This is a genomic window from Rhodococcus ruitaii (genome assembly GCF_055230935.1).
This window is the reverse complement of record NZ_JBUYWC010000002.1, coordinates 204,547-230,861: the sequence shown is the minus strand read 5'-3', so window position 1 is coordinate 230,861 and position 26,315 is coordinate 204,547. Positions and strand designations below refer to the sequence as shown.

The 26,315-nt window shown below is 66.2% G+C and carries 28 protein-coding genes and 1 pseudogene; 7 read left to right on the top strand and 22 right to left on the bottom strand.

Annotated features, from left to right (window positions below; genetic code table 11):
• Positions 1-9: 9 nt before the first annotated feature.
• From ACZI8W_RS02170 to ACZI8W_RS02125, 10 genes and pseudogenes are all read right to left on the bottom strand, one after another.
• Positions 10-495 (bottom strand): YflT domain-containing protein, encoded by a 486-nt coding sequence (locus ACZI8W_RS02170; protein WP_463366833.1) that lies wholly within the window; start codon positions 493-495, stop codon positions 10-12.
• A 106-nt stretch (positions 496-601) separates the two neighbouring features.
• Positions 602-853 (bottom strand): annotated as a pseudogene (locus ACZI8W_RS02165) (CoA ester lyase); the annotation flags it as partial.
• Between the two features lie 24 nt (positions 854-877).
• Positions 878-1,351, bottom strand: a complete 474-nt coding sequence (locus ACZI8W_RS02160; protein ID WP_463366832.1) for a Na+/H+ antiporter subunit E — start codon at positions 1,349-1,351, stop codon at positions 878-880.
• A gap of 5 nt (positions 1,352-1,356) precedes the next feature.
• A complete protein-coding gene (locus ACZI8W_RS02155) occupies positions 1,357-3,150 on the bottom strand; it encodes a proton-conducting transporter transmembrane domain-containing protein (RefSeq protein WP_463366831.1) in 1,794 nt (597 codons plus the stop codon).
• A complete protein-coding gene (locus tag ACZI8W_RS02150; protein WP_463366830.1) occupies positions 3,147-4,673 on the bottom strand; it encodes a proton-conducting transporter transmembrane domain-containing protein in 1,527 nt (508 codons plus the stop codon). The genes ACZI8W_RS02155 and ACZI8W_RS02150 overlap by 4 nt, the downstream gene beginning before the upstream one ends.
• The gene (locus ACZI8W_RS02145; protein WP_463366829.1) at positions 4,670-6,133 is read right to left on the bottom strand and encodes a complex I subunit 5 family protein; all 1,464 of its coding nucleotides are present in this window, start codon (positions 6,131-6,133) and stop codon (positions 4,670-4,672) included. Before ACZI8W_RS02145 ends, ACZI8W_RS02150 begins: the two co-directional genes overlap by 4 nt.
• The gene (locus tag ACZI8W_RS02140; protein WP_463366828.1) at positions 6,130-6,423 is read right to left on the bottom strand and encodes an NADH-quinone oxidoreductase subunit K; all 294 of its coding nucleotides are present in this window, start codon (positions 6,421-6,423) and stop codon (positions 6,130-6,132) included. Before ACZI8W_RS02140 ends, ACZI8W_RS02145 begins: the two co-directional genes overlap by 4 nt.
• Positions 6,420-7,379, bottom strand: coding sequence for a hydrogenase subunit MbhD domain-containing protein (locus ACZI8W_RS02135; RefSeq protein ID WP_463366827.1), 960 nt, complete (start codon positions 7,377-7,379; stop codon positions 6,420-6,422). The genes ACZI8W_RS02140 and ACZI8W_RS02135 overlap by 4 nt, the downstream gene beginning before the upstream one ends.
• The gene (locus tag ACZI8W_RS02130) at positions 7,379-7,657 is read right to left on the bottom strand and encodes a cation:proton antiporter (RefSeq protein WP_463366826.1); all 279 of its coding nucleotides are present in this window, start codon (positions 7,655-7,657) and stop codon (positions 7,379-7,381) included. The genes ACZI8W_RS02135 and ACZI8W_RS02130 overlap by 1 nt, the downstream gene beginning before the upstream one ends.
• A gap of 5 nt (positions 7,658-7,662) precedes the next feature.
• Positions 7,663-7,899: a hypothetical protein gene (locus ACZI8W_RS02125; RefSeq protein WP_463366825.1), complete on the bottom strand. Its 237-nt coding sequence runs from the start codon at positions 7,897-7,899 to the stop codon at positions 7,663-7,665.
• A 488-nt stretch (positions 7,900-8,387) separates the two neighbouring features.
• Between ACZI8W_RS02125 and ACZI8W_RS02120 the strand changes: the two genes are divergently transcribed.
• From ACZI8W_RS02120 to ACZI8W_RS02100, 5 genes are all read left to right on the top strand, one after another.
• On the top strand, positions 8,388-9,662 hold the full coding sequence (locus ACZI8W_RS02120) for a magnesium transporter MgtE N-terminal domain-containing protein (protein WP_463366824.1): 1,275 nt from the start codon (positions 8,388-8,390) through the stop codon (positions 9,660-9,662).
• Positions 9,655-10,176 (top strand): DUF1003 domain-containing protein, encoded by a 522-nt coding sequence (locus ACZI8W_RS02115; protein WP_463366823.1) that lies wholly within the window; start codon positions 9,655-9,657, stop codon positions 10,174-10,176. The genes ACZI8W_RS02120 and ACZI8W_RS02115 overlap by 8 nt, the downstream gene beginning before the upstream one ends.
• Positions 10,177-10,279: 103 nt before the next feature.
• The gene (locus ACZI8W_RS02110) at positions 10,280-11,203 is read left to right on the top strand and encodes a lysozyme family protein (protein ID WP_463366822.1); all 924 of its coding nucleotides are present in this window, start codon (positions 10,280-10,282) and stop codon (positions 11,201-11,203) included.
• 297 nt (positions 11,204-11,500) lie between these two features.
• On the top strand, positions 11,501-12,430 hold the full coding sequence (locus ACZI8W_RS02105) for a lytic transglycosylase domain-containing protein (RefSeq protein ID WP_463366821.1): 930 nt from the start codon (positions 11,501-11,503) through the stop codon (positions 12,428-12,430).
• Positions 12,431-12,455: 25 nt separating this feature from the next.
• Positions 12,456-13,589, top strand: coding sequence for an Mrp/NBP35 family ATP-binding protein (locus ACZI8W_RS02100; RefSeq protein WP_463366820.1), 1,134 nt, complete (start codon positions 12,456-12,458; stop codon positions 13,587-13,589).
• A 20-nt stretch (positions 13,590-13,609) separates the two neighbouring features.
• Here ACZI8W_RS02100 and tatB read toward each other — a convergent pair whose 3' ends face one another.
• The 4 genes from tatB to sigE form a co-directional block, all read right to left on the bottom strand.
• Positions 13,610-14,044, bottom strand: a complete 435-nt coding sequence (tatB, locus tag ACZI8W_RS02095; protein WP_463366819.1) for a Sec-independent protein translocase protein TatB — start codon at positions 14,042-14,044, stop codon at positions 13,610-13,612.
• A 68-nt stretch (positions 14,045-14,112) separates the two neighbouring features.
• On the bottom strand, positions 14,113-15,567 hold the full coding sequence (locus ACZI8W_RS02090; RefSeq protein WP_463367034.1) for a S1C family serine protease: 1,455 nt from the start codon (positions 15,565-15,567) through the stop codon (positions 14,113-14,115).
• Positions 15,568-15,786: 219 nt separating this feature from the next.
• The gene (locus ACZI8W_RS02085; RefSeq protein ID WP_463366818.1) at positions 15,787-16,161 is read right to left on the bottom strand and encodes a zf-HC2 domain-containing protein; all 375 of its coding nucleotides are present in this window, start codon (positions 16,159-16,161) and stop codon (positions 15,787-15,789) included.
• Positions 16,162-16,177: 16 nt separating this feature from the next.
• The gene (gene sigE, locus ACZI8W_RS02080; protein ID WP_463366817.1) at positions 16,178-16,804 is read right to left on the bottom strand and encodes an RNA polymerase sigma factor SigE; all 627 of its coding nucleotides are present in this window, start codon (positions 16,802-16,804) and stop codon (positions 16,178-16,180) included.
• Between the two features lie 287 nt (positions 16,805-17,091).
• Between sigE and ACZI8W_RS02075 the strand changes: the two genes are divergently transcribed.
• The gene (locus ACZI8W_RS02075) at positions 17,092-17,727 is read left to right on the top strand and encodes an O-methyltransferase (RefSeq protein ID WP_463366816.1); all 636 of its coding nucleotides are present in this window, start codon (positions 17,092-17,094) and stop codon (positions 17,725-17,727) included.
• A gap of 59 nt (positions 17,728-17,786) precedes the next feature.
• Here ACZI8W_RS02075 and glgC read toward each other — a convergent pair whose 3' ends face one another.
• Positions 17,787-19,001, bottom strand: a complete 1,215-nt coding sequence (gene glgC, locus ACZI8W_RS02070; protein WP_463366815.1) for a glucose-1-phosphate adenylyltransferase — start codon at positions 18,999-19,001, stop codon at positions 17,787-17,789.
• Positions 19,002-19,145: 144 nt separating this feature from the next.
• Between glgC and glgA the strand changes: the two genes are divergently transcribed.
• The gene (gene glgA, locus ACZI8W_RS02065; RefSeq protein ID WP_463366814.1) at positions 19,146-20,318 is read left to right on the top strand and encodes a glycogen synthase; all 1,173 of its coding nucleotides are present in this window, start codon (positions 19,146-19,148) and stop codon (positions 20,316-20,318) included.
• Here glgA and ACZI8W_RS02060 read toward each other — a convergent pair.
• The 7 genes from ACZI8W_RS02060 to ACZI8W_RS02030 form a co-directional block, all read right to left on the bottom strand.
• Positions 20,305-21,159 (bottom strand): putative RNA methyltransferase, encoded by an 855-nt coding sequence (locus ACZI8W_RS02060; RefSeq protein ID WP_463366813.1) that lies wholly within the window; start codon positions 21,157-21,159, stop codon positions 20,305-20,307. The two genes, glgA and ACZI8W_RS02060, sit on opposite strands and share 14 nt — an antisense overlap.
• A 103-nt stretch (positions 21,160-21,262) precedes the next feature.
• On the bottom strand, positions 21,263-21,430 hold the full coding sequence (locus ACZI8W_RS02055) for a DUF3117 domain-containing protein (protein ID WP_011211259.1): 168 nt from the start codon (positions 21,428-21,430) through the stop codon (positions 21,263-21,265).
• Between the two features lie 151 nt (positions 21,431-21,581).
• Entirely contained in the window at positions 21,582-22,154 is a 573-nt protein-coding gene (locus ACZI8W_RS02050) for a DNA-3-methyladenine glycosylase I (RefSeq protein WP_463366812.1), read from the bottom strand.
• Positions 22,151-22,540, bottom strand: a complete 390-nt coding sequence (locus tag ACZI8W_RS02045) for a DivIVA domain-containing protein (RefSeq protein ID WP_463366811.1) — start codon at positions 22,538-22,540, stop codon at positions 22,151-22,153. Before ACZI8W_RS02045 ends, ACZI8W_RS02050 begins: the two co-directional genes overlap by 4 nt.
• A gap of 33 nt (positions 22,541-22,573) precedes the next feature.
• A complete protein-coding gene (locus tag ACZI8W_RS02040) occupies positions 22,574-23,491 on the bottom strand; it encodes a glucosyl-3-phosphoglycerate synthase (RefSeq protein WP_463366810.1) in 918 nt (305 codons plus the stop codon).
• A complete protein-coding gene (gene folP / locus ACZI8W_RS02035) occupies positions 23,488-24,462 on the bottom strand; it encodes a dihydropteroate synthase (protein WP_463366809.1) in 975 nt (324 codons plus the stop codon). Before folP ends, ACZI8W_RS02040 begins: the two co-directional genes overlap by 4 nt.
• Positions 24,463-24,481: 19 nt before the next feature.
• Complete coding sequence (locus tag ACZI8W_RS02030) at positions 24,482-26,257, bottom strand: long-chain-acyl-CoA synthetase (RefSeq protein ID WP_463367033.1); 1,776 nt, start codon at positions 26,255-26,257, stop codon at positions 24,482-24,484.
• Between the last annotated feature and the right edge of the window lie 58 nt (positions 26,258-26,315).

Genomic DNA, 26,315 nt, shown 5'->3' with positions numbered 1-26,315 from the left:
GTGAGTGGGCTACAGAGCAAGTCTCGCGAGCAGGTCGCGAGCCTTTTCTGCACTGCGCGGATTGCACAGGACGTCGTAGCGCCTGGCAACCAACTGCATCGTCGACGAGAAGTCGCGCTGCCCACGTGTCGCCGCGTAGGGGATCGTCGCCGAGATCAACCCGAAGATGATGCCGCCGACAAGACCCACGATGAGCGGACCGAGGAAGTCGGTGGAAAAGATCCCGAGGAGCAATCCGAAGAACACACCCAGCCAGGCACCGGAGACGATGCCGCCACCGATCACCTTTGCCCACGTCAATCGCCCGGTGACGCGTTCGACCTGCATGAGATCGACCCCGACGATCGTCACGTCCTCGACGGAGAAGTTCTGCTCGGAAAGATGATCGACGGCGCGTTGCGCTTCGGCATAGGTCGTGTACGAGCCGACCGGCCATCCGCTCGGCGGTTCCGGGAGGCCTGGAGCCGGGCGTCCGGCTCCCATGGGGTTCGTCATTCTGACTCCTTCTCGAGTGCCGGGCGGCGTCTCGGCTCCCTGAGACGCGGCTTTCGCATCTCAGTCCATTCTGCCGGGATTCGAAACGCAGACGGCGAACAGCTGGCTACTGCGGCGGCTCGAACGACGTGGTGCGTGCCATACCGGCTGCACGACCTTTCGCGACGATGACGAGGGCCATCTTGCGGCTCGCCTCGTCGATCATCTCATCGCCGAGCATCGCGGCACCACGTGCTCCCGCGGAGGTGTGCCATTCGTAGGCGTCGAGGATCATCTCGGCCTTGTCGTAGTCCTCCTGCCGAGGACTGAACACCTCGTTCGCAGCGTCGATCTGGCCGGGATGCAGCACCCATTTGCCGCAGTCACAGCGGGCACCGTCGCGTCACGCGGCCGTTCCGGCGATCCGCCCTAATCTCCGTGAGAGTTCCCCCCACGACCCTCGTGCGTCGAGGTCGGGTGCGAGTTCGTGGATCTCTACGCGGTTGCCGAGGTCACGGCGCACCAGCGCCCCGGGCATGAGGTTGAACATGCCCATGCAGATGCGTCGCACCATCCCGTCGGGAAGGTCGACGTCGACTATCAGCACATGCGGGTCGACGTCGACCCGCCGATGCAGTGCGCGGCGCGCGACATCCACGCCACCGAGAAGAATCTGGAGGACGAACCAGACGAGCAACGAGGGAATTTCCCAGATTCGTCGTCTGTAGGGACGGATGACAGGTGGGCTGATCCATAGGCTCAGCACAGTGCAGGCCGACGCGACGGGAAGCCCGTACTGCAGGTATTGCACCGCACCCTCGGCCAGCACCTGCCACAGAAGGAAGAAGCCGATGAACCGGAGGAGCGCCGAGATCACGTATCTCATGGTGTCCCCCCCACGAGGGCAACGACCACGATGATCACCAGCAACACGACGCCGCTGCCGAACCGCGACAGCACGACGTTCTCGCCGCCGTCCACCGCCCGCCCGAATGCAGAGCCTGCGCGGGCCAGCACCCGCCGGGGTGTCTCTGTACGACGATCGCTCAGGTAGCGCGCGGACGTGACACCGGCAACGTGCACGGACCGAGCCGCGCGTATCTCGAGGACCACCAGATCCCCGGGAGGAATGACGGTGCCGTCTGCACGGACCAATTCTTCGGGTAGCAACCGTCGGTGACCGGCGAAGAATGCAACACCGCCGATGCCGACGCCGAGCACGATCGGCCACGCGGCTTCCCAGAAGGTGACGGCGTCAAGACCGGGAACAGCACTCGCCGGTAACCACACCTCGGTGATGGCCCACGGTACGACGATGCCCGCCGCAACGAGCAGCAGCCACGCACCGAGTTCGGCGTCGCCACGCGGCCTCGACGTGTGTGGTGCGCGTAAGAGCAGCGCGCCGAATCTCAGCAGCAGCAACGTCGAGCAGGTGGCCACGAACGGCAGCAACAGAGTGAGGTCGACGCCGAACACCTCGTGGCCGTCCACGGCCGACTTTGCGGCGTACTTGCCGACCGACCCGGAACTCAACGGAGCACCGGCCACCGCCAGCCCCGCGCCGACAAGACCGGAGATCACCAGCCATTTCCGTGCGCCGACCGCGTGGTGTTTCCATACCGGAACGCCAAGGAACAACGCTCCTTTGGCGAGACCGTGATGCACTGCGTATGCGACTGCGGCACTGAAACATGCGGTGGCCAATTCCGGTTCGGCTGCAGCCACACCGACGACGGCGGCCAGGAACCCCATCTGACTGATGGTGGAGTAGGCCAAGACCACCTTAGGGTCGTTCTGCAGCACACCCACGACGAGCGCGACGACCGAGCCTCCGAGCCCCACCACGACGAGCACCGTGCCCGCTGCCGGAAGGGGATTCTCTCCGAGCGGCAGGAACCGCAGCCAGCCGACCAATCCGGCCTTCACCATCGCACCCGACAGCACTGCACTCGCCGCAGGCGGTGCCGCGGGATGCGCGAGCGGCAACCATACGTGTACCGGGAGCACACCGGCCTTCACCCCGAAACCGAACAGCAGGAGCACGACGATGAGGACCGTGTACGGTGAGTCCGCTGCCGCGGTCGGCGCGTCGCGCACGAGCAGGCCACCCGCTGAAGTGATGAGCAGCAGCGCGGCCAGTACCGCGCCTTCGCTGAGCACAGTGAGGACGATGTAGACCCGCCCGGCCCGCCGCGCGGAGGCCTTGCGGCTATTGATGACAAGTCCGTAACCGGCGAAACTCATCACCACGTACGACAGGTAGAACGTGACGGTGTCTGCGGCGAGGTACACGCCGATGTTGCCCACGAAACACGTCAGCAGGAAGGCGCTCAGCTCCCGTCGCCGATCCGCATTCGTCCAGTCGACCGCGATCAGGGCAGCGAAATAGAGCAGAGCCGTGACCAGCAGCAACGACCGCGCCGCGGTGTCCATGTGCAGGTGACTGCCCAGGAGCAACCAGTTCGCCGAGACGACCGGGAACGTGTCGGCGCCGGGGATGAGGGTGGTCAGCAATGCCGGCAGCACCGTCAGCGGTGCGACTTTCAGAACCGCGTCGGTGAACCGATCATCCTTGCCGTCCGCGGACTGTCCGCTGCGGGCGCGGGCCGGCGCGGCGAACAGAAACACAGCCGCCGCGATTGGCAGCGCAAACATCAGTGCCCACAGAGTTGTCATCCGAGAAATGCCTCCTCTGCGATGAGCTTCGCCATCGAGAGCGGCGAAAAGGGAGCCGCAGCGAGGGTACCCACGAGAACCGCCATGATGGCGGTGGCCACAGCCGGCACCAACAGCGCCGGTGGTGCCTCGATCACCGGGCGGACGCGGCGCTGGTCGGCAACCTGTTCGTGTTCGGGTTCACGGAACCACATCGAGTACACCGGTGGAAGGAAGTACGCACAGTTCAGAAGGGCGCTGAGCACGAGAATTCCGAGGACCCAGCCGTGGCCGGAGTCGAGTGCGCCGAGGCCGAGGTACCACTTGGAGGCGAACCCGGCGATGGGCGGCAGGCCGATCATGCCGAAGGCGCCGATCGTGAAGGCTGCGCACGTCCATGGCATCCGGGCTCCCAGACCCGGGAGTTCGGAGATCTTCTTGACGCCCAGGACCTCAGCGAACAAACCCGCGCAGAAGAACAGGGTGATCTTCATCAGCCCCTGGTGGATCAGATGCGCGAGTGCACCGGTTGTCGCGACGACACTGACCATGGCGATGCCGACGGTGATGTATGAGATCTGACTGACCGTCGAATACGCCAGCCGCTTCTTCAGGTCGTCCTGCCTCAGAGCCTGCACGGACCCGAAGATGATGGTGAACGCGGCGAGCAGGACGAGCGGCGCAAGAACACCGAGGTCGGCAGCAACCTGCACCCCGTACACGTCGTCGATGATCCGTACCATGCCGAAGACTCCGGCTTTGACGACGGCGACGGCATGCAGGAGAGCACTGACCGGTGCCGGTGCCACCATTGCGCGCGGCAACCACCCGTGTAGCGGGAACAGTGCTGCTTTGACACCCACCCCGGCCACGAGGAGGACGAAGATCGCGGTGGCCGCCGCAGGTTCTCGTGCCGCGAGATCGGCGACCACCTCCGCACCGCCTTCGGCGAAGTCGACGTCGCCGACGAGGGCGGTCAACCACACGATGCCGGTGAGCAGGCTGAGGCCACCGCCCAGCGTGTAGAACAGGTACACGCGCGCAGAGCGCAGTGCCGGCACATTACCGGTGTGCGCGACCAGGGGGTAGGTCACCAGCGTGAGCATTTCGAAGAACAGCAGGAACGTGACGAGGTTGCCGGCGAACGAGATGCCGACGGTCGCGGTGACGCACAAGGCGAAGAAGCCGAAGAATCGGCTGCGGTTGGGGCGACCTTCCAGGTAGGCGATCGCGTAGATGGTGGTGAGGAGCCAGAGGACAGCGGATAATCCGGCGAACAGCAGAGACAATGGCTCGACACGAAGCACCAGGTCGATACCGGGCAGCAGTGGCACGCTCCACTCCGGTCGCATCCCGGCGAGGACAGAGGGGATGAACGCCGCGACCAGAGCGATCTTGAGAACCGCAGCCACAAGATTGAGCCCGGAGCGGAGCCGTACCCGGTTTTCTCCGAGGAAGAAGATCACGGCCGCAGGGATCACGGACACCAATATCGGCACCAGCGGCATGATCGAATGGACGGTCTCGGTACCCCCGGAGTTCATGGCCCACCTGCCCATCCCACGACGGCCAGCCTTTCCAGCGGACCCGCCACGGCCATGGCACCCACCGACAACAGTGCAAGCACCCCCGGCGCCACCGCGGCACACGCCGGGGGCGTGGGAACAGTGTGCGCACCGTCATCGTCTTCGAGCATCACCTGGATCGGGCGGAGCAGGTATGCGGCGGCGAGCACACTGCCGACGATGACGAGCGCTATGCACCACCATGCATCGACACGCACCGCAACCGACATCAGCTGCCACTTGGCGACGAACCCGAGAGAGAACGGCAATCCGGCGAGACCGATCGACGCGAGACCGGCGGTCATTGCTGCGAGGGGTGTGCGTACGCCGATCCCGCTGAGATCGGATAACCGGTCGGAGCCGGCCGCATCTTTGAGGGTGCCCGCCACCAGGAACAGCGACGCTTTGCTCAGAGCGTGTCCCGCAACGAACAGCGCGGTCGCGGCCCACGCGGCGCGGATGAGAGTGTCGTCGTCTCCGGCTGCAACGGTGAGGGGGAACAGGAGGAAGAGGTAACCGATCTGGGAGATCGTCGAGTACGCGACCACCAGTTTGAGCCGGCTCTGACGTAGTGCGAGCAGTCCGGCCCACAGCACCGAAGCCGAGCCGAGAACCCCAAGGACGACAGCGACGGCGGCGTCGGGCCCGGTGACGTCGAACCACATGCGCGTCAGGACGTAGAACGACGCTTTCACCACCAGAGCCGAGAGCAGAGGACTCACGGCGCCCGGCGCCGACGAATGCGCTCCGGGCAACCATCCGTGCACGGGAAACACCGCAGTCTTGAGTGCCATACCTGCTGTGGAGAGTGCGAGCACCCAACGCACATACGATTCGGTGTCGTCGGCAGCGAGGATCTCGCCTGCCATGACGATATCGAGGGTGCCGGCAGCCGCGTAGACGAGGGTGACGGCGAGCAGGAGCAGGAGCGATCCCACTACCGCGATGATCAGATAGCGGAACGCTGCTGCCCACGACGCCCGCCCGCCCAGCGCTACCAGGGCCACGGCTGCGAGAGCGAGGATTTCGAGGGCGACGTAGGTGTTGAACAGGTCGCCGGTGACGAACACGGCGTTGAGGCCGGTCCACGCCAACAGCCAGAGCGGCCAGAACCAGGGTGTGTCGCCGGTGGAACGTGGATACAGAAACGCGTGGAGCGATACAGCGGCACCGACGACTGCGCCGGTGAGCAGAAAGATCGCACTCGCTCCGTCTGCGCGGAGCGCGATACCGAGGGGCGCGGGACGCCCGGAGAGCGTCGAGGTGATCGTTCCCGAGCCCGTGACGAAGGCAACCATGACAGCTACGAGCGCCCCGGTGACAGCGGCGCCGACAATACCTGCCCAGCGCCGGAACCGCGCAGGGATGATGATCGCGATGGTGGCCGAGAGCAGTGGCGCGAAGACAACGGTGGGCAGGACGAGACTCGCATCGATCATGGACTGTCCGCCTCGTCGGAGTCGGCGAGTTCGTCGAGCCGACGAGTGAGGACGATTCCGAGCCCGGTCATGGCCACTGTGATGACGATGCTGGTCAGAGCCAACGCATGGAGGATCGGGTCCGGTGGATCAGTGCGTCCGGCCACTGCCAGCAGGATCACCAGCGTCCCGGCCGATGCGACGTTCAGGGCCACAAGTCGGCGAATTCGATCGGCCCCGAGCAAGGTGGCACCCAAACCGAGAACGACGAGGGCGGAGCCCACCCACAGGTACCACTCGGTTGCTGTCATCGCCGGTCTCCTACCCGCCCCAAACCACGCCCGATCGACAGGAAGAGCAGAGTGAGCGCAGCAGCGATGGCCAGCATCAGGGCGACTTCGACGCCGATGGTCACGGCAGTGGCCGATGGGCCGGACATCGCGAACCACGTGCCGTGGGCGAGCACACCCCACGCCGCTGCGGCGAGGAACACGATGACGCCCACACTCACAGCAATGCGACCGCCGACGCCGTCGAGCACGGTGAGTCGACGGCCGGTGAGGATCGTGAGGATTGCTGCACCGGTGAGCACCGCAGCGGATTGGAATGCTCCGCCCGGTCGGTAGGTGCCCGCAAACAGCACCCACGCGGCGAGCAGGGTCAGGATCGGCGCCAGCAGGTTCATTGCGTCGCGCATCGACGGTTCTACGACCGGGCCCGGATCCGACGAAGCGGCGGGGCGAACAGACCGGTCGGCGAGCATGAGCCCACCCACGACGGCGACCAGTACGATGGTCACTTCGAGCAACGTGTCGTACGAGCGGAAGTCGAGGAGGACCGCGGTGACCGGATGGTCAGTGGCGGTATCGTCCATGGTGTCCGCGACGACACTCGGCAACGACGGACTCCCAGCGTCGGCTGCGGAGACCGCGGCGCTCGCCAACCCGATCGTGATCACCGCACACAGCAGCCCGGTGGCAGCGAACAGCACTGCCCGTGCCCGTGAAAGACCAGCTCGTTCAACCGGTTCCGGCGGGGCACGTCGCATCACGGCATCGACGAACAACGCGCACGTCACGCCAGTGCCGATTGCTGCCTCTGCCAACGCAATGTCGGGCGCTCTTTCCAGATTCCACAGCAGCACCAACAACCCGCCGAGGACAACGAACGCAACCACGGCGGTCAAGCGATCCCGGACGAGTACCGCCACCACCGCGGCGAGCAGCACCGTGACACCGACTGCGATATCGAACAGGTCGGCGGGCATCACGGGCGCTCACCGTCCTCGCCCGCAAGAAGCGTCGCCGTAAGCGCTGCTGCGACGAGCGCGAACAGCCAGATCACGAACAGCTTCGCGACCGACCACGGCCCGTCGACCTGAAAGGCCAGCCCGAGCAGGACGAAGCCGAGTCCGAGGGTGTCGGCCTTCGTCAATGCGTGCAACCGGCAAGACAGGTCGGGAAAGCGGAGGAGACCGATTGTTCCCGCGGTGAAGAATCCGAGTCCCACCACGATGAACGCAACCGTGAGAACGTCGGTACCCATCGTCGTCACACCACGCTTCGCGCCGCTGCGATCACAGACACCGAGACGACCAGTGCAAGTGCCACGAGAACGAGGGAATCCTCACGGATGATGGGCAGTTCGGGGATGACGGAAACGATGACGAGTATCGCCGCACCGGTCGTGCCCGCCAGGACGACGCCTGTCACTCGATCGGCGGGGGTCGGACCACGTACCACCCGCACAAGACAGAGAAGAACGTTGACGAGAAGAAGCACGATCACGGCCTGAAGGAAGACGTCCAGGGTTCACTCCTTTCGGCGGTCGAGAACACCGACTGGATGTGGCCGTCGATTTCCTCGACGCGGGACTATGCCCACGTGTGCACTTTCTCACGATCGAGCATCACCCGCGGCACGCTTCCGGCTGCGCGGTGCGGCCGCCTCCCCGGTGACTGCGCACCCATCACGGTGTTCCTCACTCACATCGGCACATTCGGTACATATCGGGTATTCCCGATAATTTTCCCGGGAAACCTCGGACAGTCCGATGCCCGGCCCGCATCCACCCTCACCGTTCCTGCGGAGGCGAGGTGTCGCCGGAGGAAGAGCCGGACGAACTTGTGGGCGCCCTACGCTAGCCTGACGGTTCGTGAGGTAGCCCTCTCCGTGGTGGCCGAGACCCTGGAACTCCCTGGAACAGTGTCGTCGACACCGGCCGGGGCCGTTTTATGCTCGGCTCGTCCGACACCGAAAATTTTGGGAGTAGCCCCTTGGCAGCAGTGAGCAAGGTGTTCGCGGCGAGGCTCGCCGGCCTGGTCGTACTCGGCCCCGACGGCGAATCGATCGGTCGTGTCCGCGACGTCGTACTCACCATCCGAATAGGCCGCCAGCAGCCGCGGGTCCTCGGTCTGGTCGTGGAACTTCCGACCCGGAAACGGATCTTCGTTCCGATGTTGCGGGTGACTGCGATCGCGCCGGGTTCGGTCACCCTCGTCACAGGCAACGTGAGTCTGCGCAGATTCAACCAGCGGCCGTCCGAAGTCCTCGCTCTCGCGCAGGTGATGGACTCCCGCGTGCGGATCGACGATCCGGAGCTCACGAACCTGCACGGGGTGGACGTCACCGTCGTCGATCTGGGGATCGAACTCACCCGCAGCCGAGACTGGCTGGTAGCGCGCGTTGCGGTGCGACGCCACCGCGGACGCCTCTCGCGCCGCGCGCCCCTGCACATCGTCGAATGGCAGCACGTTCACGGCCTGACCCAGCAGGCCCTTGCACAACCCGGCCAGGGCGTCTCCCAGCTTCTCCTGCAATTCGAGGACATGCGTCCCGCGGATGTGGCCAACGTGCTGCGGGACCTTCCGATCAAGCGTCGCAACGAGGTGGCCGCAGCGCTCGACGACGAACGACTCGCCGATATCGTGCAGGAACTGCCCGCGGACGACCAGACGGATCTGCTCAAGCACCTCGAGGTCGACCGTGCTGTCGACGTCCTCGAAGCCATGGACCCGGATGACGTCGCCGACCTGCTCGGCGAACTGCCCGAGACCGACGCGGAGTGGTTCCTGCAACGCATGGATCCGGAGGATTCCGAGCCCGTCCGACGCCTTCTCGAGCACTCCCCCGATACGGCTGGTGGCTTGATGACGCCGGAGCCGGTGGTGCTCACTCCCGCAACCACGGTCGCGGAGGCACTCGCACGCGCACGCAACCCCGATCTCACCCCGGCGCTGGCATCGATGGTGTTCGTGGTGCGGCCACCGACCGCGACACCGACCGGTCGATATCTGGGGTGTGTTCATCTGCAACGATTGCTTCGCGAGCCGCCGGCGAGCCTCGTCGGCGGGATCATCGACAACGACCTCCCGAGACTCGCCCCCGAAGACTCCCTGGCTTCGGTCACCCGGTACTTCGCGACGTACAACCTGGTATGTGCGCCGGTCGTGGACGACGAGCAGCACCTGCTCGGCGCGGTGAGTGTCGACGACGTGCTCGACCATCTACTGCCCGAGGACTGGCGTGAAGAGGAGGAAGAGGATGAGTGACCGCAACCCCTTGGGTTTGCAGCGGCTCGAGACTCCCCGCACCTCCCGGTTCCGGGTCAACTTCGATGTGGAGGCCGTCGGGCGGGTCAGCGAGCGGATCGCACGCTTCCTCGGTACCGGCCGTTACCTGGCGATCCAGACGATCGTGGTGATCGTCTGGATCGCACTCAACATCACCGCGGTAGGCCTGCAGTGGGATCCGTATCCGTTCATCCTGCTCAATCTCGCGTTCTCGACGCAGGCGGCGTATGCGGCGCCGCTGATCCTGCTCGCTCAGAATCGCCAGGAGAACCGCGACCGGGTGTCGCTCGAGGAAGACCGGACACGCGCCGAACAGACGAAGGCCGACACCGAGTTCCTGGCCCGTGAGCTTGCCGCGTTGCGACTCGCGGTCGGTGAGGTTGCGACACGCGACTACCTGCGACGAGAACTCGAAGACCTGAAAGCATTGATCACCGAGGCCGACAGCGGCGACGACGGCGGCACCGGCCAGACGAAACCACCGCGACGCTGAAGGCAGCGAATGGCGCAACGCCCGGTTGCACGTAAACCGACCCGGTTCTGTAATGTGCATCACAACAGGTGGAATCCGAGTTCGGTCGAAGGTGGGTGTTCGGGTGCGCTGGCAGACGACTCTGGTTGTTCCGTTGCTCGCGGCAGCAGGTTTCGCCGCCACAGCGTCGGCGCCCGCCCCGAGTGGAGCCTCCGCAGATCCCGTACCGACACAGACCGCCGCCGCGCGCGATGTGGGAATCCTGCCCGCCGAGCCGGCAGCTCCGCAAGCGCTGCGCAGCCCGTCCTCGGCCACCGAAGACCAGGCCGATCCGCTCTCTCAGACACCACCGGCGATGCCCGGTGACGGGTTCGCCATTCTCGGCGACGGCCCCCTCGCAATCCCAGAGCTCGTGTTCTACGCATACCGCGCGGCCGAGATGCAGCTCGCGGTCAATTCGCCGGAATGCGGGCTGCCGTGGCACCTACTGGCGGCGATCGGGCGACTCGAATCGAATCACGCCGACAACGGGCGCACGGACGTCCTCGGCACCCTCGCCACAGCGAGGACCACAGCCGACGGGCGCGTCGGCCCGATGCAGCTTCCTACCGGCGTGTGGGAGCGATTCCCCTCGGACGGGAACGTCGACGGTGTGACGGACCCACAGAATGTGTTCGATGCGACCCTCGCAGCGGGCGCGTGGGCATGCGCAGACGGCGCGTCCGCACGGGACGAGGCCGGAGAGGCACGGGTGGCGGCCCTGTTCGATCCTTCCCCTCAGTATCTGGCGAATGTGCGCACCTGGTCTGCGGCCTACGAGAAGGGCGCCGAGGTTGCGCCGACGATCCCTGCGGTGCCGCCGACCGCCGAACCCGCCCCGACCGCCATTCCTATTCCCACCGCGGACGCGGCGGCTCCGGCCACACACGGCACGGCCGACGAGTCGGCGCCGGGGCCGACCGACCCGGCGGCGCCGGAACTGCCCATGATGACGATTCCCGAATTACCGGACATCCCCTGTCTCGTCCCTGCCCTCTGCGAGCAGTGACACTCCACCCAGGAGGGCACCGCACTCGCGCCGAGTCGGACATTCCCACCAGGGTTGATTGTTACTAAAATCACATTCACGTAACTGCGCAGCTCCATCTCCCGCAACAGGCCGACTGGCTCCCACGCTCCCCACCGTGGGCTTTCAAGTGATGCCACCACCGGCGTCGGCTCCTCGCGCTGATATCCGTCGGCTCGCGTTACATCACGGTTGAGTAACGGAAGCGCATCAAATCCTGTAGTGTCGTCTCGGCCATATAACGGAGGCGTCTCGAGGAGATGCCCGAGGGAGGTAGCAGTGGGCCGGCACGCCAAGCCATTGGATTCGAAGATCCGTCGCAATTCCGTCATCGCCATGACGGGGTTGGTGCCGGTGGGCTTGGTAGCTGCAGCCGCCACCACCGCGGGCGCATCTCCACGCGCATTGCTCGGGATCCATCAGCAGGAGACCACCCCCGCGGCGTCTACGACGCCCATCGACACGGCGTCCACGACGCCCATAGACACGGCGTCCACGACGCCCATCGGGGAGGTCACCGCAGCCGTGCACGCGGTCGATATCCCGGAGGCCGTCGCCGTCGCGCAGAATGTCATGCTCGCTCCGCAGCCCGCGGCCGCGCCCACCCCGAAGGCTGCTCCCGACCCTGAGCCTCAACCCAAGGTGCTCCACGAAGGCCCCCTCGGGATCCCAGGCATCAACTTCGATGCATACGTCAACGCCGAACGGATCATCAACGAGGAGAATCCCGGCTGCGGCATGTACTGGACACTGCTGGCGGGAATCGGGCGCGTCGAGTCCGGGCACGCCAACGGCGGCCAGGCCGACGATCTCGGCAACCTGCACGAACCCGTGATCGGCCTGCCGCTCAACGGCAGCCTCCCCGGCCAGGCCGTGATCCACGACACCGACGGCGGTGCCCTCGACGGCGATCCCGTGTACGACCGGGCAGTCGGACCGATGCAGTTCATCCCCAGCACATGGACTCAGTACGCGGGCGACGGCAACGGCGACGGCAAGGCCGATCCCCAGAACCTCTACGACTCGACGCTGACCACCGCGCGGTACCTGTGCGACGGTGGCCTCGATATGCGCAACCTTGCGCACTCGACGAAGGCAATCCACCGCTACAACAACTCGATGGCCTACGTTGCGAATGTCCTGGCGTGGTCTGCCGCCTACTCCACCGGCGTCTCACCCAGCGCAGCCGACCTGCCGCGAATCCACTGACCCACCGCCACCTACCATGGTGACCATGGCAGTCCTCGAGTCCGAAGTCCGAAGCGCGCTGGCACGAGTCCAAGACCCCGAGATCCGCAAGCCCATCACGGACCTCGGAATGGTCAAGAGCGTCGGTATCCGCGACGACAGCAGCGTCGACATCGAGGTGTATCTCACGACGGCCGCCTGCCCGATGCGCACCGAGATCAGCGATCGCGTCACCAAAGCCGTAGCCGACGTCGCAGGTGTGGGCGAGATCCGGGTGACACTCGATGTGATGAACGACGAGCAGCGCACCGCTCTCCGGAAGTCTCTTCGCGGCGACTCCACCGAGCCCGTCATCCCGTTCGCGCAACCCGGGTCGCTCACTCGCGTCTACGCGGTGGCATCCGGTAAGGGCGGCGTAGGCAAATCGTCGGTGACCGTCAACCTTGCCGCGGCGCTGGCTGCGCGCGGTCTGTCGGTGGGTGTGCTCGATGCCGACATCTACGGCCACTCGATTCCCCGCATGCTCGGTACGTCGGCGAAGCCCACTCAGGTGGAGCGGATGATCGTGCCCCCCATCGCGCACGAAGTGAAGATGATCTCCATCGCCCAGTTCACCGAGGGGAACACCCCGGTGGTGTGGCGCGGTCCGATGCTGCACCGGGCGCTGCAGCAGTTCCTGGCCGATGTCTTCTGGGGCGATCTCGACGTGTTGCTGCTCGATCTCCCGCCCGGAACGGGTGACGTCGCGATCTCGGTTGCACAACTGATCCCCAACGCGGAAATCCTCGTGGTGACAACCCCCCAGCAGGCTGCCGCGGAAGTCGCCGAGCGTGCCGGGTCGATCGCGTTGCAGACCCGGCAGCGCATCGCCGGGGTTGTCGAGAACATGTCGTGGCTTGAATTGCCCGACGGCACCAAGATGGATGTTTTCGGGACCGGTGGCGGCCAGGCGGTCGCAGAACGGCTCTCACGCGCCGTGGGAGCAACCGTGCCATTGCTCGGCCAGATCCCCCTCGACCCGGCCGTACGTGAAACCGGCGACGCGGGCACGCCGATCGTCCTCAGTGCACCCGATTCCGCGCCGGCGACCGCGATGCGGGAGATCGCAGACAAGCTCGCGGTCCGTCGTCGCGGACTGGCCGGTATGTCGCTGGGGATCGACACCACGCGGCACCTCTGAGCTGACGAAGACGGGCGGGCTTACGTCGCGTCGGGATCGATCGGCGGGGTCTCGCCCGGAGCGAGCGGCTTCGACACACTCGGCTTCGACATATTCGGCCGCGACGACGCCGATCCGTTGGGTGACGAACCGCCGCCGGTGGACAGCGGTGTCGACGGTGAATCGAAGTTGCCCGTGAGGATCGAGTCGTCGCCGTCGAGCAGGTGTTTGGTGATGACTGCCTTCGGCGTCATGCCACGCAACTGGTTGAGATCGGACAGCGGCTTCTGCAAGTCGTCGAATTCGGGTCCGAGTTCGTCCTTGAGCTGCTGCCGCGCGCCCGACGCGTACTCACGGACCTGACGCAGCGACTTGGTCACCCACGACACCGCGCCCGGAAGCCGCTCCGGACCGAGGACCACGAGGGCCGCGATGAGGAGGATCATGAACTCGCCCCAACCGATGTTGCCGAACACCGCACCAGACTACGTGGTCCACGCAGAATTGCAGCAGCGGCAGCGGACGTCACACGTCCCGATCGCGATCAGTCCGATACGGGGGTGACCTCTATGTCGACCACGCGCCCCTCCCGCACCAGCTGCACGCTGATCGGCTGCCCCATCTCCTGCAGATGTACGGCGACAACGAGTTCGTCGGCGCTCGTGACCTCCCGATCGCCGACCTGGACGATCACGTCGCCCTCCACGATGCCGGCCTGCTGCGCCGGGCTGCCCTGCTGCACATTGGCCACCTCGGCGCCGCTGGCGACGTCGTTGACGACGGTCCGGGCATTCACGCCGATCTCGGGATGATGCATCACGCCGTCACTGATGAGCGCCTGTGCCACCTCGGTGACGGTGTCGATCGGGATCGCGAAGCCCAGGCCGACGGAGCCGCCCGTCTCCGACTTGATCGCCGAGTTGATACCGATCACGCGTCCTTCCGAGTCGATGAGCGGTCCGCCCGAATTACCGGGGTTGATCGCCGCGTCGGTCTGCACGGCATCGATGACAGCGTCGGTGTCGGTGCCCTGACCGTTCAACCGCATGGGCCGGTGCAGCGCACTGACGATGCCTCGAGTAACGGTCTTGTTCAGTCCGAGCGGCGACCCCATCGCGACGACGTCCTCGCCCACCTGGACGTCCTCCGACCGGCCGAGTTCGGCGACGACGAGATTGTCCACGTCATCGACCTTCAGGATCGCGAGGTCGGTCTTGATGTCGCGCCCGACGATCGACGCCGGCACCTTCGTACCGTCGTTGAACGACACCTGCACGTTGGCTTCGGGAGTGTTGGCGGCCATCGACACCACATGGTTGTTGGTGACGATGTAACCCTCACCGTCGATCACGACACCCGATCCGGTTCCGGCGTCTTGGCCGAGCGTGACCTGAATCGACACAACGGCGGGCAGCACGGCGTCGGCAACCTGCGCGACAGTTCCGGTCGGGACGTCCTCACCTGCCGCGACCTGCGTCAGCGACACCCCGCGACTGGTCAGTGATCCGTCTTCGGACAGCACCAGCGCGACAACGAGTCCACCGACCATTCCGATGACAACGGCGACGGCGGCGAGGGTCGCGAGGGCTCGGGGCTCGACACGACGGTCGAAGAGCACTTCCCGGAGCGCCAGTCTGCGGGCCGGCGGGAGTTCGTCGTCGACCGCGTCCGCTATAGGTGGGCCGAGTCGCACGGCCGAGTCCGGATCGCGCCACGGATCGGGATCGATGGGCTCGGCAGGTTCGTCGTCGACCTCACCGGGCGGGCGCTGAAGAGTCTCGACGGCATCGGCGGGGCGTCCGTAGGCCTCGGCGAAGATCGGATCGGCCGGAGGCGCATCCTGGATCCGTGGATCGGGTGTGCGGTCTCGTGGATTCACGCCGAAGGAACCGGACGCACCGGCAGGGCGACCGAAGACCTGCGCGGCGGCAGGGTCGACTGCGGGCCGGTACACGGGCCGTGGCTCGAGCCGCGGCGCGTCCGCGGGTCGTTCGATCACCCCGGATGCCGCGTCCGGCCGACCCGCCGCGGCGTCGGGCTTATCGTCGGTCGGCGCTGCCGCGTCGTGGTCGGCGAGTGTGTCGCCTCGCCCGTTACGTTGCACACCCGTCCGTTGCACAGAATCGCCGCTCACGCGTGTCCGTCTCCCCCGTGTAGGTCCGTCACGCAGCCCAGTATCACCGATTGCACTGTGTCTGCTGCTACCGCCTGCTCTCTGTCACCGACGGCGGCGGATCGGCCACCGACGGGGGGCACTCCACGGATCCTGGGTGCCGGCGCCGAAAGGACCACCCGCACCCGACGAACGAGCGGGGTCGGTGGTGGGCCTGTCGCACAGGTGGCTGGGGATGTTGCTCAGCGCCCCGAGGAGCGACGACGGCATCGACGGCGCCTGACGGGCCGCGGACCGCAACGCGCGGCGGGCCTGTTCCTGCGCTTCGACCTCGGTCGCGCATTCGGCACAGATGGACAGGTGCTGGGCAGCGCGGAGATACGCCGACATCCGGAGTTCCCCGTCGACGAACGCGGCAACGGCTTCGCTGGCCAGGTGTTCTGTAGAACCGAACCTGCGAGGTGGTTGCACCATCGTCATCAAATCCTCCTGGCGGCTACCCCGCATCGACGCGACCGACTTCGACCTTCCCATGCTCGCGCAAGTGCTCGCGCAGCGCCTGGCGGCCCCGGTGGATGCGGCTACGCACCGTACCGAGCTTGACCCCCAGTGTGGCACCGATCTCCTCGTAGGAGAGTCCCTCGATGTCACAGAGCACTACTGCGGCACGGTACTCCGGTGCCAGCGAGTCGAGCGCGGACTGCAGGTCGGCACCGAGGTGGGCGTCGTGGTAGATCTCCTCGGGGTTCGGCCCGTGGGCCGGTACCCGATCGTAGTCCTCGGGGAGCGCTTCCATCCGGATGCGATTCCGGCGGCGCACCATGTCGAGGAAGAGGTTCGTGGTGATTCGGTGCAGCCAGCCCTCGAAAGTGCCCGGCTGGTAGTCCTGCAGCGACCGGAACACCCGGATGAATGTGTCCTGGGTGAGATCTTCCGCATCCTGTGCGTTGCCGGAAAGACGGTAGGCAAGGCGGTACACGCGGTCGCCGTGCTGACGCACCAACTCGTCCCATGACGGCATGGCAGCACGATCACCTGTAGCATCGAACACTGCTGTGCCACTCATGTCGGCATCGGTGGGCGCGAACGCGTCGGAGGTGGGGACGGTGTTGGATCTTTGCATGTGGATCGGTGGATCCTCCTCTTCGGGACCGCTGATCGAAAACCAGATTCTTCGGTGTTCAACGCTCAGGGGCGGGGAACTATTTCCCGTCGCGTCCCTTCGTCGTCTTCCGATCGACGCTTCCCGATCGTCGAGCCTGCGGTCTGTTGCCTATCCGACCATCACTTTTCACCACGGCGATGTGGACGCTGTATGAGTACCCTGAAAGTCAGCTGAGAAACCACGAACGCGGGATTCTGGGGCGCGCCTGCCTGCGTTGATGCGGTTCCGCGGATAGCCTCATCAGGGTGCAGACCAATGCCGACCGGATCCTGGCCCACGCGGAGAATATCGTCGTCGAAGACGACGATCTCGCCAACGCGCGCGAACGCGCCCTCGATCTCGGCGCCGAACCCGTGTCCCCGTCCGTAGGCGCAGCGTTGTCCCTGTTCGCGCGCATGCTCGACGCGCGCACCGTCGTCGAGATCGGCACCGGCGCCGGCGTGAGCGGTCTGTGGCTGCTCCACGGACTACGCGAAGACGGTGTACTCACCACCATCGACAGCGAACCGGAGCACCAGCGCGCCGCGAAGATCACGTTCCGAGACGGCGGGGTGGTCGCTTCCCGCACCCGGCTGATCAACGGCCGCGCACTCGATGTGCTGCCTCGCCTCGCAGATTCCGGATACGACCTCGTCTTCGTCGACGCCACCCCCGCGGATCACCCACACTTCGTCCGGGAGGGTGTACGCCTGCTCAGACCCGGGGGCGTCATTGTGCTGCACAACGCACTGCTCGACGGGCGTGTTGCCGACCCGGCGGCGCGGGACTCGACGGTGCTCGCTGTGCGTGAGGCCGCGCGCGCGATCTCTCAGGACGATCGACTGGCGCCAGTGGTGCTACCCCTCGGCGACGGACTGCTGTGCGCTGTACGCATGAGCTGAACACTGTACGCATGAGCTGAACGCTGTGCACGTGAGCTGAACGCTGTGCACGTGCCCAGCTAGATCCACACACCCTTACCGATGGCGACGACTCCGCCATTGCTCACCGCGAAGCGCTGCCGGTCGCGTTCGAGATCGACTCCGATGATCTCGCCGTCCCCGACGACGACATTCTTGTCGAGGATCGCATGGCGCACGACTGCGCCCTTGCCGATCCGGACCCCGGGCATCAGCACGCTGCCCTCGACAGTCGCACCGTCCTCGACCATGACGTTGGAGCTGAGCACCGAATTGCGGACGGTCGCGGCCGACAGGATGCTTCCGGCCCCGACGATCGACTCCTGCGCGAGACCGCCCTGCACGAACTTCGCGGGCGGGAGATTCTCAGCGGTACCGCGAATCGGCCAGCGCTTGTTGTACAGATTGAAGATGGGGTGGACGGACACGAGATCCATGTGCGCGTCGTAGAATGCGTCGAGCGTTCCGACATCGCGCCAATAGGCGCGATCACGTTCGGTAGCACCCGGAACCACGTTGTCGTTGAAGTCGTAGACGTGCGCCGCACCCTGCGCCACGAGCGCGGGGATGATGTCGCCGCCCATATCGTGATCGGAGTCCGAGTTCTCCGAATCCGCCCGCAGCGCCTCCACGAGCACCTTGGTGGTGAAGACGTAGTTGCCCATGGAGGCGAATGTCACGTTGGGATCGTCGGGAGTGCCGGGCGGGTGGGCAGGCTTCTCCAGGAACTGCGTGATGCACCCGTTCTCATCGCTGTCGATGCACCCGAACGCGAACGCTTCGCTGCGCGGCACCCGGATACCCGCGACGGTGACGCCGGCACCGGATTCGATGTGCTGACGCACCATCTGCTCGGGATCCATCCGGTAGACGTGGTCGGCGCCGAACACCACGATGTATTCCGGGTCCTCGTCGTACACGAGGTTGAGCGACTGCAGGATCGCGTCGGCACTCCCGGTGTACCAGCGTGGCCCGAGGCGCTGCTGTGCGGGTACCGGAGTGATGTACTCGCCGGTGAAACCGGACAATCGCCACGTCTGGGAGATGTGCCGATCGAGCGAGTGCGACTTGTACTGCGTCAACACACAAATGCGTAGATATCCCGCGTTGACGAGGTTGCTCAACACGAAATCGATCAGCCGGTACGCGCCCCCGAACGGCACCGCGGGCTTCGCGCGGTCCGCGGTCAACGGATACAGCCGCTTACCCTCGCCGCCGGCGAGCACGATTCCAAGCACATGTGGCTGGCTCCTCACACGCTCAACCTATCCGCACTTCCCATGATGCCGCCAGCCATGCAGGATTGAGGCCCCGCGTGGTCGGGTGCCGCATGCGTCCCGTTGTGCCCGGCATTCAGCGATCGAGTGGCCGGAACGTCGACGGCCGGATAGTTTGATGCAGTGCGGGTGGCAATGATGACACGGGAATATCCGCCCGAGGTGTACGGCGGCGCAGGCGTTCACGTAACCGAGCTCGTGAAGCAACTACGGCGACTGTGCGAGGTCGACGTGCACTGCATGGGCGCACCCCGCGAGACCGCGATCGTGTACTCCCCCGACCCTGGCCTCGCCGGTGCCAACGCCGCATTGACCACGCTGTCCGCGGAACTGCGCATGGCACACGGCGCAGCCGGTGCGGACATCGTCCACTCACATACCTGGTACTCGGGTCTGGCCGGCCACCTCGCCGCCGAATTGTACGACGTCCCGCATATCCTCACCGCTCACTCGCTCGAGCCCCGGCGCCCATGGAAGGCCGAACAGCTCGGTGGTGGGTACCGGATCTCGTCGTGGTCCGAGCGGAACGCCGTGCACTACGCGGACGCCGTCATCGCCGTCAGCGACGGGATGCGGCTCGACGTCCTCGACGCGTACCCGTCCGTCGACCCGGCGCGCGTCCACGTGGTGCGCAACGGGATCGACACTTCGGTCTGGCATCCCGGCCCCCTCGCGCCGAATGCCGAATCGGTGCTGCCGACAATCGGTGTCGATCCGACGGCGCCCATCGCCGTGTTCGTCGGGCGCATCACCCGGCAGAAGGGCCTCGGTCATCTGATCGCCGCCGCACACCGCATCGCGCCCGAGATCCAGCTCGTGTTGTGCGCAGGCGCGCCCGACACACCCGAACTCGCAGCGGACACCGAACGGGCTGTCGCCGAATTGCGGAGTTCACGGGGCAACGTCATCTGGGTGCAGGAGATGCTCCCACACGAATCGATCCGCGAAATCCTTTCTGCTGCAAGGGTGTTCGTTTGCCCGTCGGTATACGAGCCGCTCGGTATCGTCAACCTCGAAGCGATGGCCTGCGAGACCGCCGTGGTGGCGTCGGATGTGGGCGGGATTCCCGAGGTCGTACAGGACGGTGTCACCGGCACGCTCGTGCACTACAATTCCTACGAACCCGCGGTCTACGAGCAGGCTCTCGCCGACGCCGTCAACGATCTCGCCGCCGATCCCACGCGCGCGACCGAATTCGGGCGGGCAGGGCGTGCGCGAGCGATCGCCGAGTTCTCGTGGGAGCAGATCGCGCGCGACACTCTCGCCGTGTACCAGGACGCGATCAGCCGGCGCTGACCTCGCCGGGCTGCCGAACCCACGTCGTCACCACCACCGACGCAGTCACCTCGAATCCGTCGGGTAGCACTCCCACCATCTCGGCGCGTTGCTGTGCGGTGAGATGGAAGGCGGACGGGCCCATCCCCACGAGAGCGCCGGTTGCCTCGCGGGTCAACTCCATCGTGAAACGAACCTCGGTGCGGTCGTGCCGCTCGAACCGACCGGACAGTGCGGCCGACAAGCGGTCGGTCTTGTGCTCGTCGACACTGACCATCCCGGGAAGCGACACCAACTCATGCAGATGGTCCGGGGTCGGGGTGGCCACCACGAGTGTCCCGCCCGGTTCGAGGATCCGGTGCACCTCGGACGCGTTGCGTGGGGCGAACACCGACAGAACATGCCCGAATGTCCCGGACCGCACCGGAATCTGCGCCCACGCGTCTGCCAGGACGGCACCGGTACGGGGATGGCTCCGGGCAATACGACGGACCGCCGGCTTCGACACGTCGAGACCGATGCCTCGGGAGCCTGGCATCGCGTCGAGCACGGATGCAAGGTAGTGGCCGGTTCCCGCGCCGACCTCGAGCACACCCGAATCGGACGGGACGGACGCGCATGCAGCCGAGACCGTCCGGCAGATCGGGTCGTAGTGGCCGGCCCCGAGAAACGTGGCGCGGTCGGCGATCATCTCCGCGGTGTCGCCGGTGAACCGGGTCGCCGCGCCGGTCAGGAGCGTGACATATCCCTGCCGCGCGATGTCGAAACTGTGGCCGCGTTCGCACAGCACTGCTGTGTCGTCGAGGTCCATCGCGGATTCACAGTGCGGGCACGCGAGGAGGTCGATCACCGAGTCGAGCATGGCTTCCCTTCATCCACGACGCACGGCGCATCCCACCGGTACGAAACCGGGCCCCGCGCACATACAGCAGCACGAGACCCGGAAACGTCGAACGAGGCGCTGATCAGCTGGTGACACTCTTGAGTTCGTCGCCGAGGGCCGCGGCCTCGTCCGGCGTGAGCTCGACGACCAAACGCCCGCCGCCCTCGAGTGGAACCCTCATGACGATTCCTCGTCCCTCTTTGGTTGCTTCGAGGGGACCGTCCCCGGTCCGGGGCTTCATGGCCGCCATCCTCTGCTCCCTCCAAATCTGCACCCGACCTCCGGGCGCGTGGGTTACCGTGTGGTTGCCTCGTCGCGGTCGACGATGCGCGCTCCACCATTGTTCCCTATCGCACTCCCAGCTGGGCAGCGGACTCCCGCGCACGGCCACGCCGAGCAGGTCAAGCGTCCGTTCGCACCCAACACTCCGCTATGTGGTCGTCGACCATCCCGGTGGCCTGCATGAGGGCATACGCCGTGGTGGGGCCCACAAAACGGAAGCCCCTGCGTTTGAGTTCACGCGCCATCGCCGTGGATTCCGGGGTCATCGTGGGGATTCGGTCGGCGGAGTCGACCCGCTCGGCGCGCCGCACCGGCGCGAACGACCACAGCAAGGTGTCGAGGTCGGAGCCGGTCAGATCGAGCACCGCTCGCGCGTTCGATACCACCGCCTCGATTTTGAGCCGGTTGCGGACGATCCCGGCATCTGCCATCAGCTCGGCGATCTTCGTATCGTCGTAGCGTGCCACGACGTCGACGTCGAAACCGTCGAACGCCGCGCGGAACCACTCGCGCTTACGCAGGATCGTCAACCACGAAAGGCCCGCTTGGAAGGCCTCCAGGGCGAGTCGCTCGAACAGTGCATCGCGCCCGTGCAGTTCCCGTCCCCACTCGGCGTCGTGGTAGTCGCGGTAGAGCGTCTCGCCGGGGCGGTCGATCGCCCAGGGGCATCGGACCCGTGCGTCCTCGTTCATGAGGAGGCCCCATCTCCTGCATCCTGTTTCTCTTCCGTCTCGGCCACTTCCTCGGACTCCACGCCCCTCGCGGACACCTGAGCGTCCTTGTCGAAGGCTTCGGCCCCCTCGTACTCGTCGATCCGGGCCCTGAGTTCGTCGATCTCCCGAGCGAGCCGATCGAGCGCCCAGTCGACCTCGCCCATCTTGTATCCCCGCAGCGTCTGCTGGAAGCGCAGATCTCGCACATCGGTGCCCGTCACGTCGAACACGGGTAAGACCGTCGCGGTGGTGCCGGGCGGGATGGGCGCGAGCGCCTCACCGCGCCCGAACACCACGCTCGCCACGAAGAACAGCGCGGCGCCGACGACGACGATGACGAGCACGTACAGCAGAACCGTCAGCATTCCTCGATCTTGACACGCCGCCCCGACAAGCGGTCAGCCGGTGATCGTCACCATCGGTGGACGATCCTCGAGACTCACGTGGGTCTCGACGGGGCCGAAGGAGTCGCCGTCGACGACGAACTGGGTCAGCGGCGCACCGGAGTCGGTGATCCCACAACGGCCCAGCATCGTTCCGACGATCTGCCTGCTCATCGCACCGAGTTCGGACAAGGGCCGGTTCCGATGCTTGCGAACCCCCAGGTTGACCTGGGCGATCGCATCGAGACCGAGCCGGTCGTAGGTGTCCAGCAGGAGTCCGATCTCGACACCGTAGCCCGGCGCGAACGGAACCGACTGCAGCAGCTCCCGGGTACCCGCATACTCACCTCCGAGAGGCTGCAGCACACACGTCAGTTCCGGCCGCAGGGCCGCGAGCAGCGGTCGGGCGACGAGCTCGGTGACCCGGCCACCGCCGGAGGCGTCTTCGGCGCCACTGACCCGCAGAGGTCGCCGGTAGAAACCTTTGACGAGGTGGATTCCCTCGCCGAGCAGCAGCGGGCCGAGTAGCTTGGGCACGAACGCCGGGTCCGGGTTGATCAGATCGGAATCGACGAACGCGATCAGATCGCCGGATGTCGCCGCGATCGACCGCCACAGGACCTCCCCCTTGCCGGAGACCGGTGGCAGACCGGGCACCGCTTCCTCCCGTGAAATCGTGCGTGCACCGGCGGCACGCGCGCGGGCAACGGTGTCGTCTGCGGAGCCTGAATCGAGTACCACCAGCTCGTCGACCAGACCGCCCAGAAGCGGATGGATCGTGTCGACGACCTTCCCGACCGTCTCTTCCTCGTCGAGGGCGGGCAACACCACGGTGACCGTGCGTCCGGCTTTCGCGCGCTCGAGTTCGGCGACCGTCCACGCGGGACGGTCCCAGCTGTTCGCTTCGCTCCAGGTGCGTGTGGGGGCGCTCACGCCAGCCCCCTGACCGTGCGTGCGGGCCGGCGGGTCCCGACGATTGCCGCCGTCATGTCGACCACGCGGCGGGTCGCAGCGACCTCGTGCACCCGAAACACCCTCGCTCCTGCCGCCGCGGACAATGCTGTCGCTGCCAATGTGCCCTCCAACCGCTCGGCGAGTTCGACACCCAGAGTCTCGCCTACGAAGTCCTTGTTACTGAGCGCCATGAGCACAGGCCACCCGCTTTTTACGAGAACGTCCACGTGCCGCAACAATTCGAGCCCGTGATAGGTGTTCTTCCCGAAATCGTGGGTCGGATCGATGAGGATCGAGTCTGCCGCGACACCTCGCCGGGCGGCGTCCTCGGCGGCCCCGACGACCTCGGCTGCGACCTCGGCAACGACGTCGGCGTACCGCACCCGGTGGGGGCGGGTCCGAGGGGCGGCGCCGCCGGTGTGGGAACACACGATGCCCACGCCGAGCTCCGCCGCGACATCGACGAGCTCTGGGTCGGCGCCCGCCCACGTGTCGTTGATCAGATCGGCGCCTTCGTCGACCGCGTACCTGGCCACTTCGCTGCGCCATGTGTCGACGCTGATCAGCACATCCGGGTATCGCTCTCGGATCGCTGCGACGAAGGGCACGACTCTCCTGATCTCCTCGGCAACGTCCACGAGATCGCCGGGTCCCGCCTTTACCCCCCCGATGTCCACGAGATCGGCGCCCTCGGCAACGGCCCGGTCGACGGCGGCGAGCGCAGCGTCGTCGGTGAACGTCGCACCCCGATCGTAGAAGGAGTCCGGGGTGCGGTTGACGATTGCCATCACGAGGGCGCGGTCGGTGGCGACCCGCCGGCCGCACAGCGTCGGAGACGGTCGGTCGCACAGCGTCGGAGACGGTCGGTCGCACAGCGTCGGAGACGGCGCGGGCGGGCGCGCGTCGGGCTGCGCGGGCAACTCGGGAACCTCTGCGGCGGAACCGGTCATGGCTCCCATCCTGACACGATCAACGGCGGGGGATTTCACCCCGCGTGACTGCATCGACGTATCCGTCGTAGTAGGGGCGGTATCCCCCCGAGCGACCCGTGAGGACGAACAGGGTGTCGGAGCCGATGTCGGTGTAGCCCTGCTTGCGCAGATCCACCTTGCGGCTCTTGAATGTGGTCGTGTGCTCGAGCTCGTCGACGATCCGTACGAACAGCGGCACCGCGTAGTCGGGGAGCGCCCGGTGCAGCGTTGCGGAAAGCGCAGCACCGTCGAATTCCGCATCGGGATGCAGCGTCACTGCGGCCATGCCCGCGCGGCCTTCGACACCCGGTATCTCGACCCCGTAGACGACCGCTTCGGCGACCGGTTCGTGCGACGACACCGCTCCTTCCACCTGGGTGGTTGCTACGTTCTCGCCCTTCCACCGGAAGGTGTCGCCGAGCCGATCGACGAATGCCACGTGCATGAAGCCCTGTTTGCGGACGAGGTCACCGGTGTCGAACCAGACGTCTCCGTCGTCGAACCCGTTGCGAACGAGTTTTGCTTCGGTGGCGTCGGGATCGGTGTAGCCGTCGAAGGGGGCGCGGGCGGTGACCTTCGCCAGGAGCAGACCGACCTCGCCTCGTCGGACGCTTTTCAGGTGCCCATCGGCACCGCGTCGCGCTCTGCCCGTGCCGGGGTCGTAGTCCACCACCGCGTGCGGGAGCGGGCAGATTCCCGCGGTGCGGGTCTGGTTGAGTGCGTTGATGAATGCGATGTTGCATTCGCTCGCACCGTAGAACTCCGCCACTCGGCCGATTCCGAAGCGTTCGGTGAACTCGGTCCAGATCTCGGGTCGCAGTCCGTTGCCCACGATCAGCCGGATGCCGTTGTCGCGGTCGTCGGGACGCTCGGGCTGGTTGAGCAGGTAGCGGCAGATCTCACCGATGTAGATGAACGCGGTGGCACTGTTGCGGCGAGCATCCGACCAGAATCCCGATGCCGAGAACGTGCGGCCCAACGCGAGGGTCGCGCCCGAGCCGAGGACTGACGAGAGCGCGACCGTCAGCGCGTTGTTGTGATAGAGCGGAAGGCAGCAGTACAGGGTGTCGTCGCGACGCAGGCGCACGCCCAGCCCGCCGAGCCCGGACATCGATTTCAGCCAGCGGAAGTGCGACATCTTGCTTGCTTTGGGAAGACCCGTCGTGCCGGACGTGAAGATGTAGTACGCGGTCTCTGATGCCTGCAGGCGTTCGGTGACCGCCGGGTTGGCGGAATCGGCCTCGGCGGCGAGTGAGTCCAGTTCGTCGACGCGCAGCACCGCTTCCGCCTGCGGCGGTCCGTCGAGGGACTCGACCGCCTCTTCGCATTCTTCGCCGATCACGAGGACCCTGCTGTCGAGCAGTCCGAGGCTGTGGGCGAGCACCTCCCCACGCTGGTGATTGTTGAGCATGCCGGCCGCGGCACCGAGCTTGACCGCCGCGAGTGTGATGAGCAGCGCCTCGGGCCGGTTTGCCATGAGGATGCCGACAACGTCGCCGACCTGCACTCCCCGCGCCGTCAGCACGGCCGCGTACCGATTGACCTGCGCATTCGCGTCGCCGTAGCTCAGCGTGGCGCCGTCGAAGCGCAGGAACGGGTGATCGGGCCGACGGTCGGCGAGTTTCTGGAACACCGACCCGATCGTTTCGCGGGCCTGCGGGGTGCGGGTCATCCCGAGCGCCCCGCGCAGCAGACTCGGCGCATCGGGCAACATGGCCGGTAGTCCGGCAAGCAGACCGATCGGAGAGACGGTCGAATCACGCTCGGTGGACACAGGGTTGGTCAATGTCGTTCCTCACGGCGGTCGGCAGGGCAGCGGGTTCGGGGCGAAG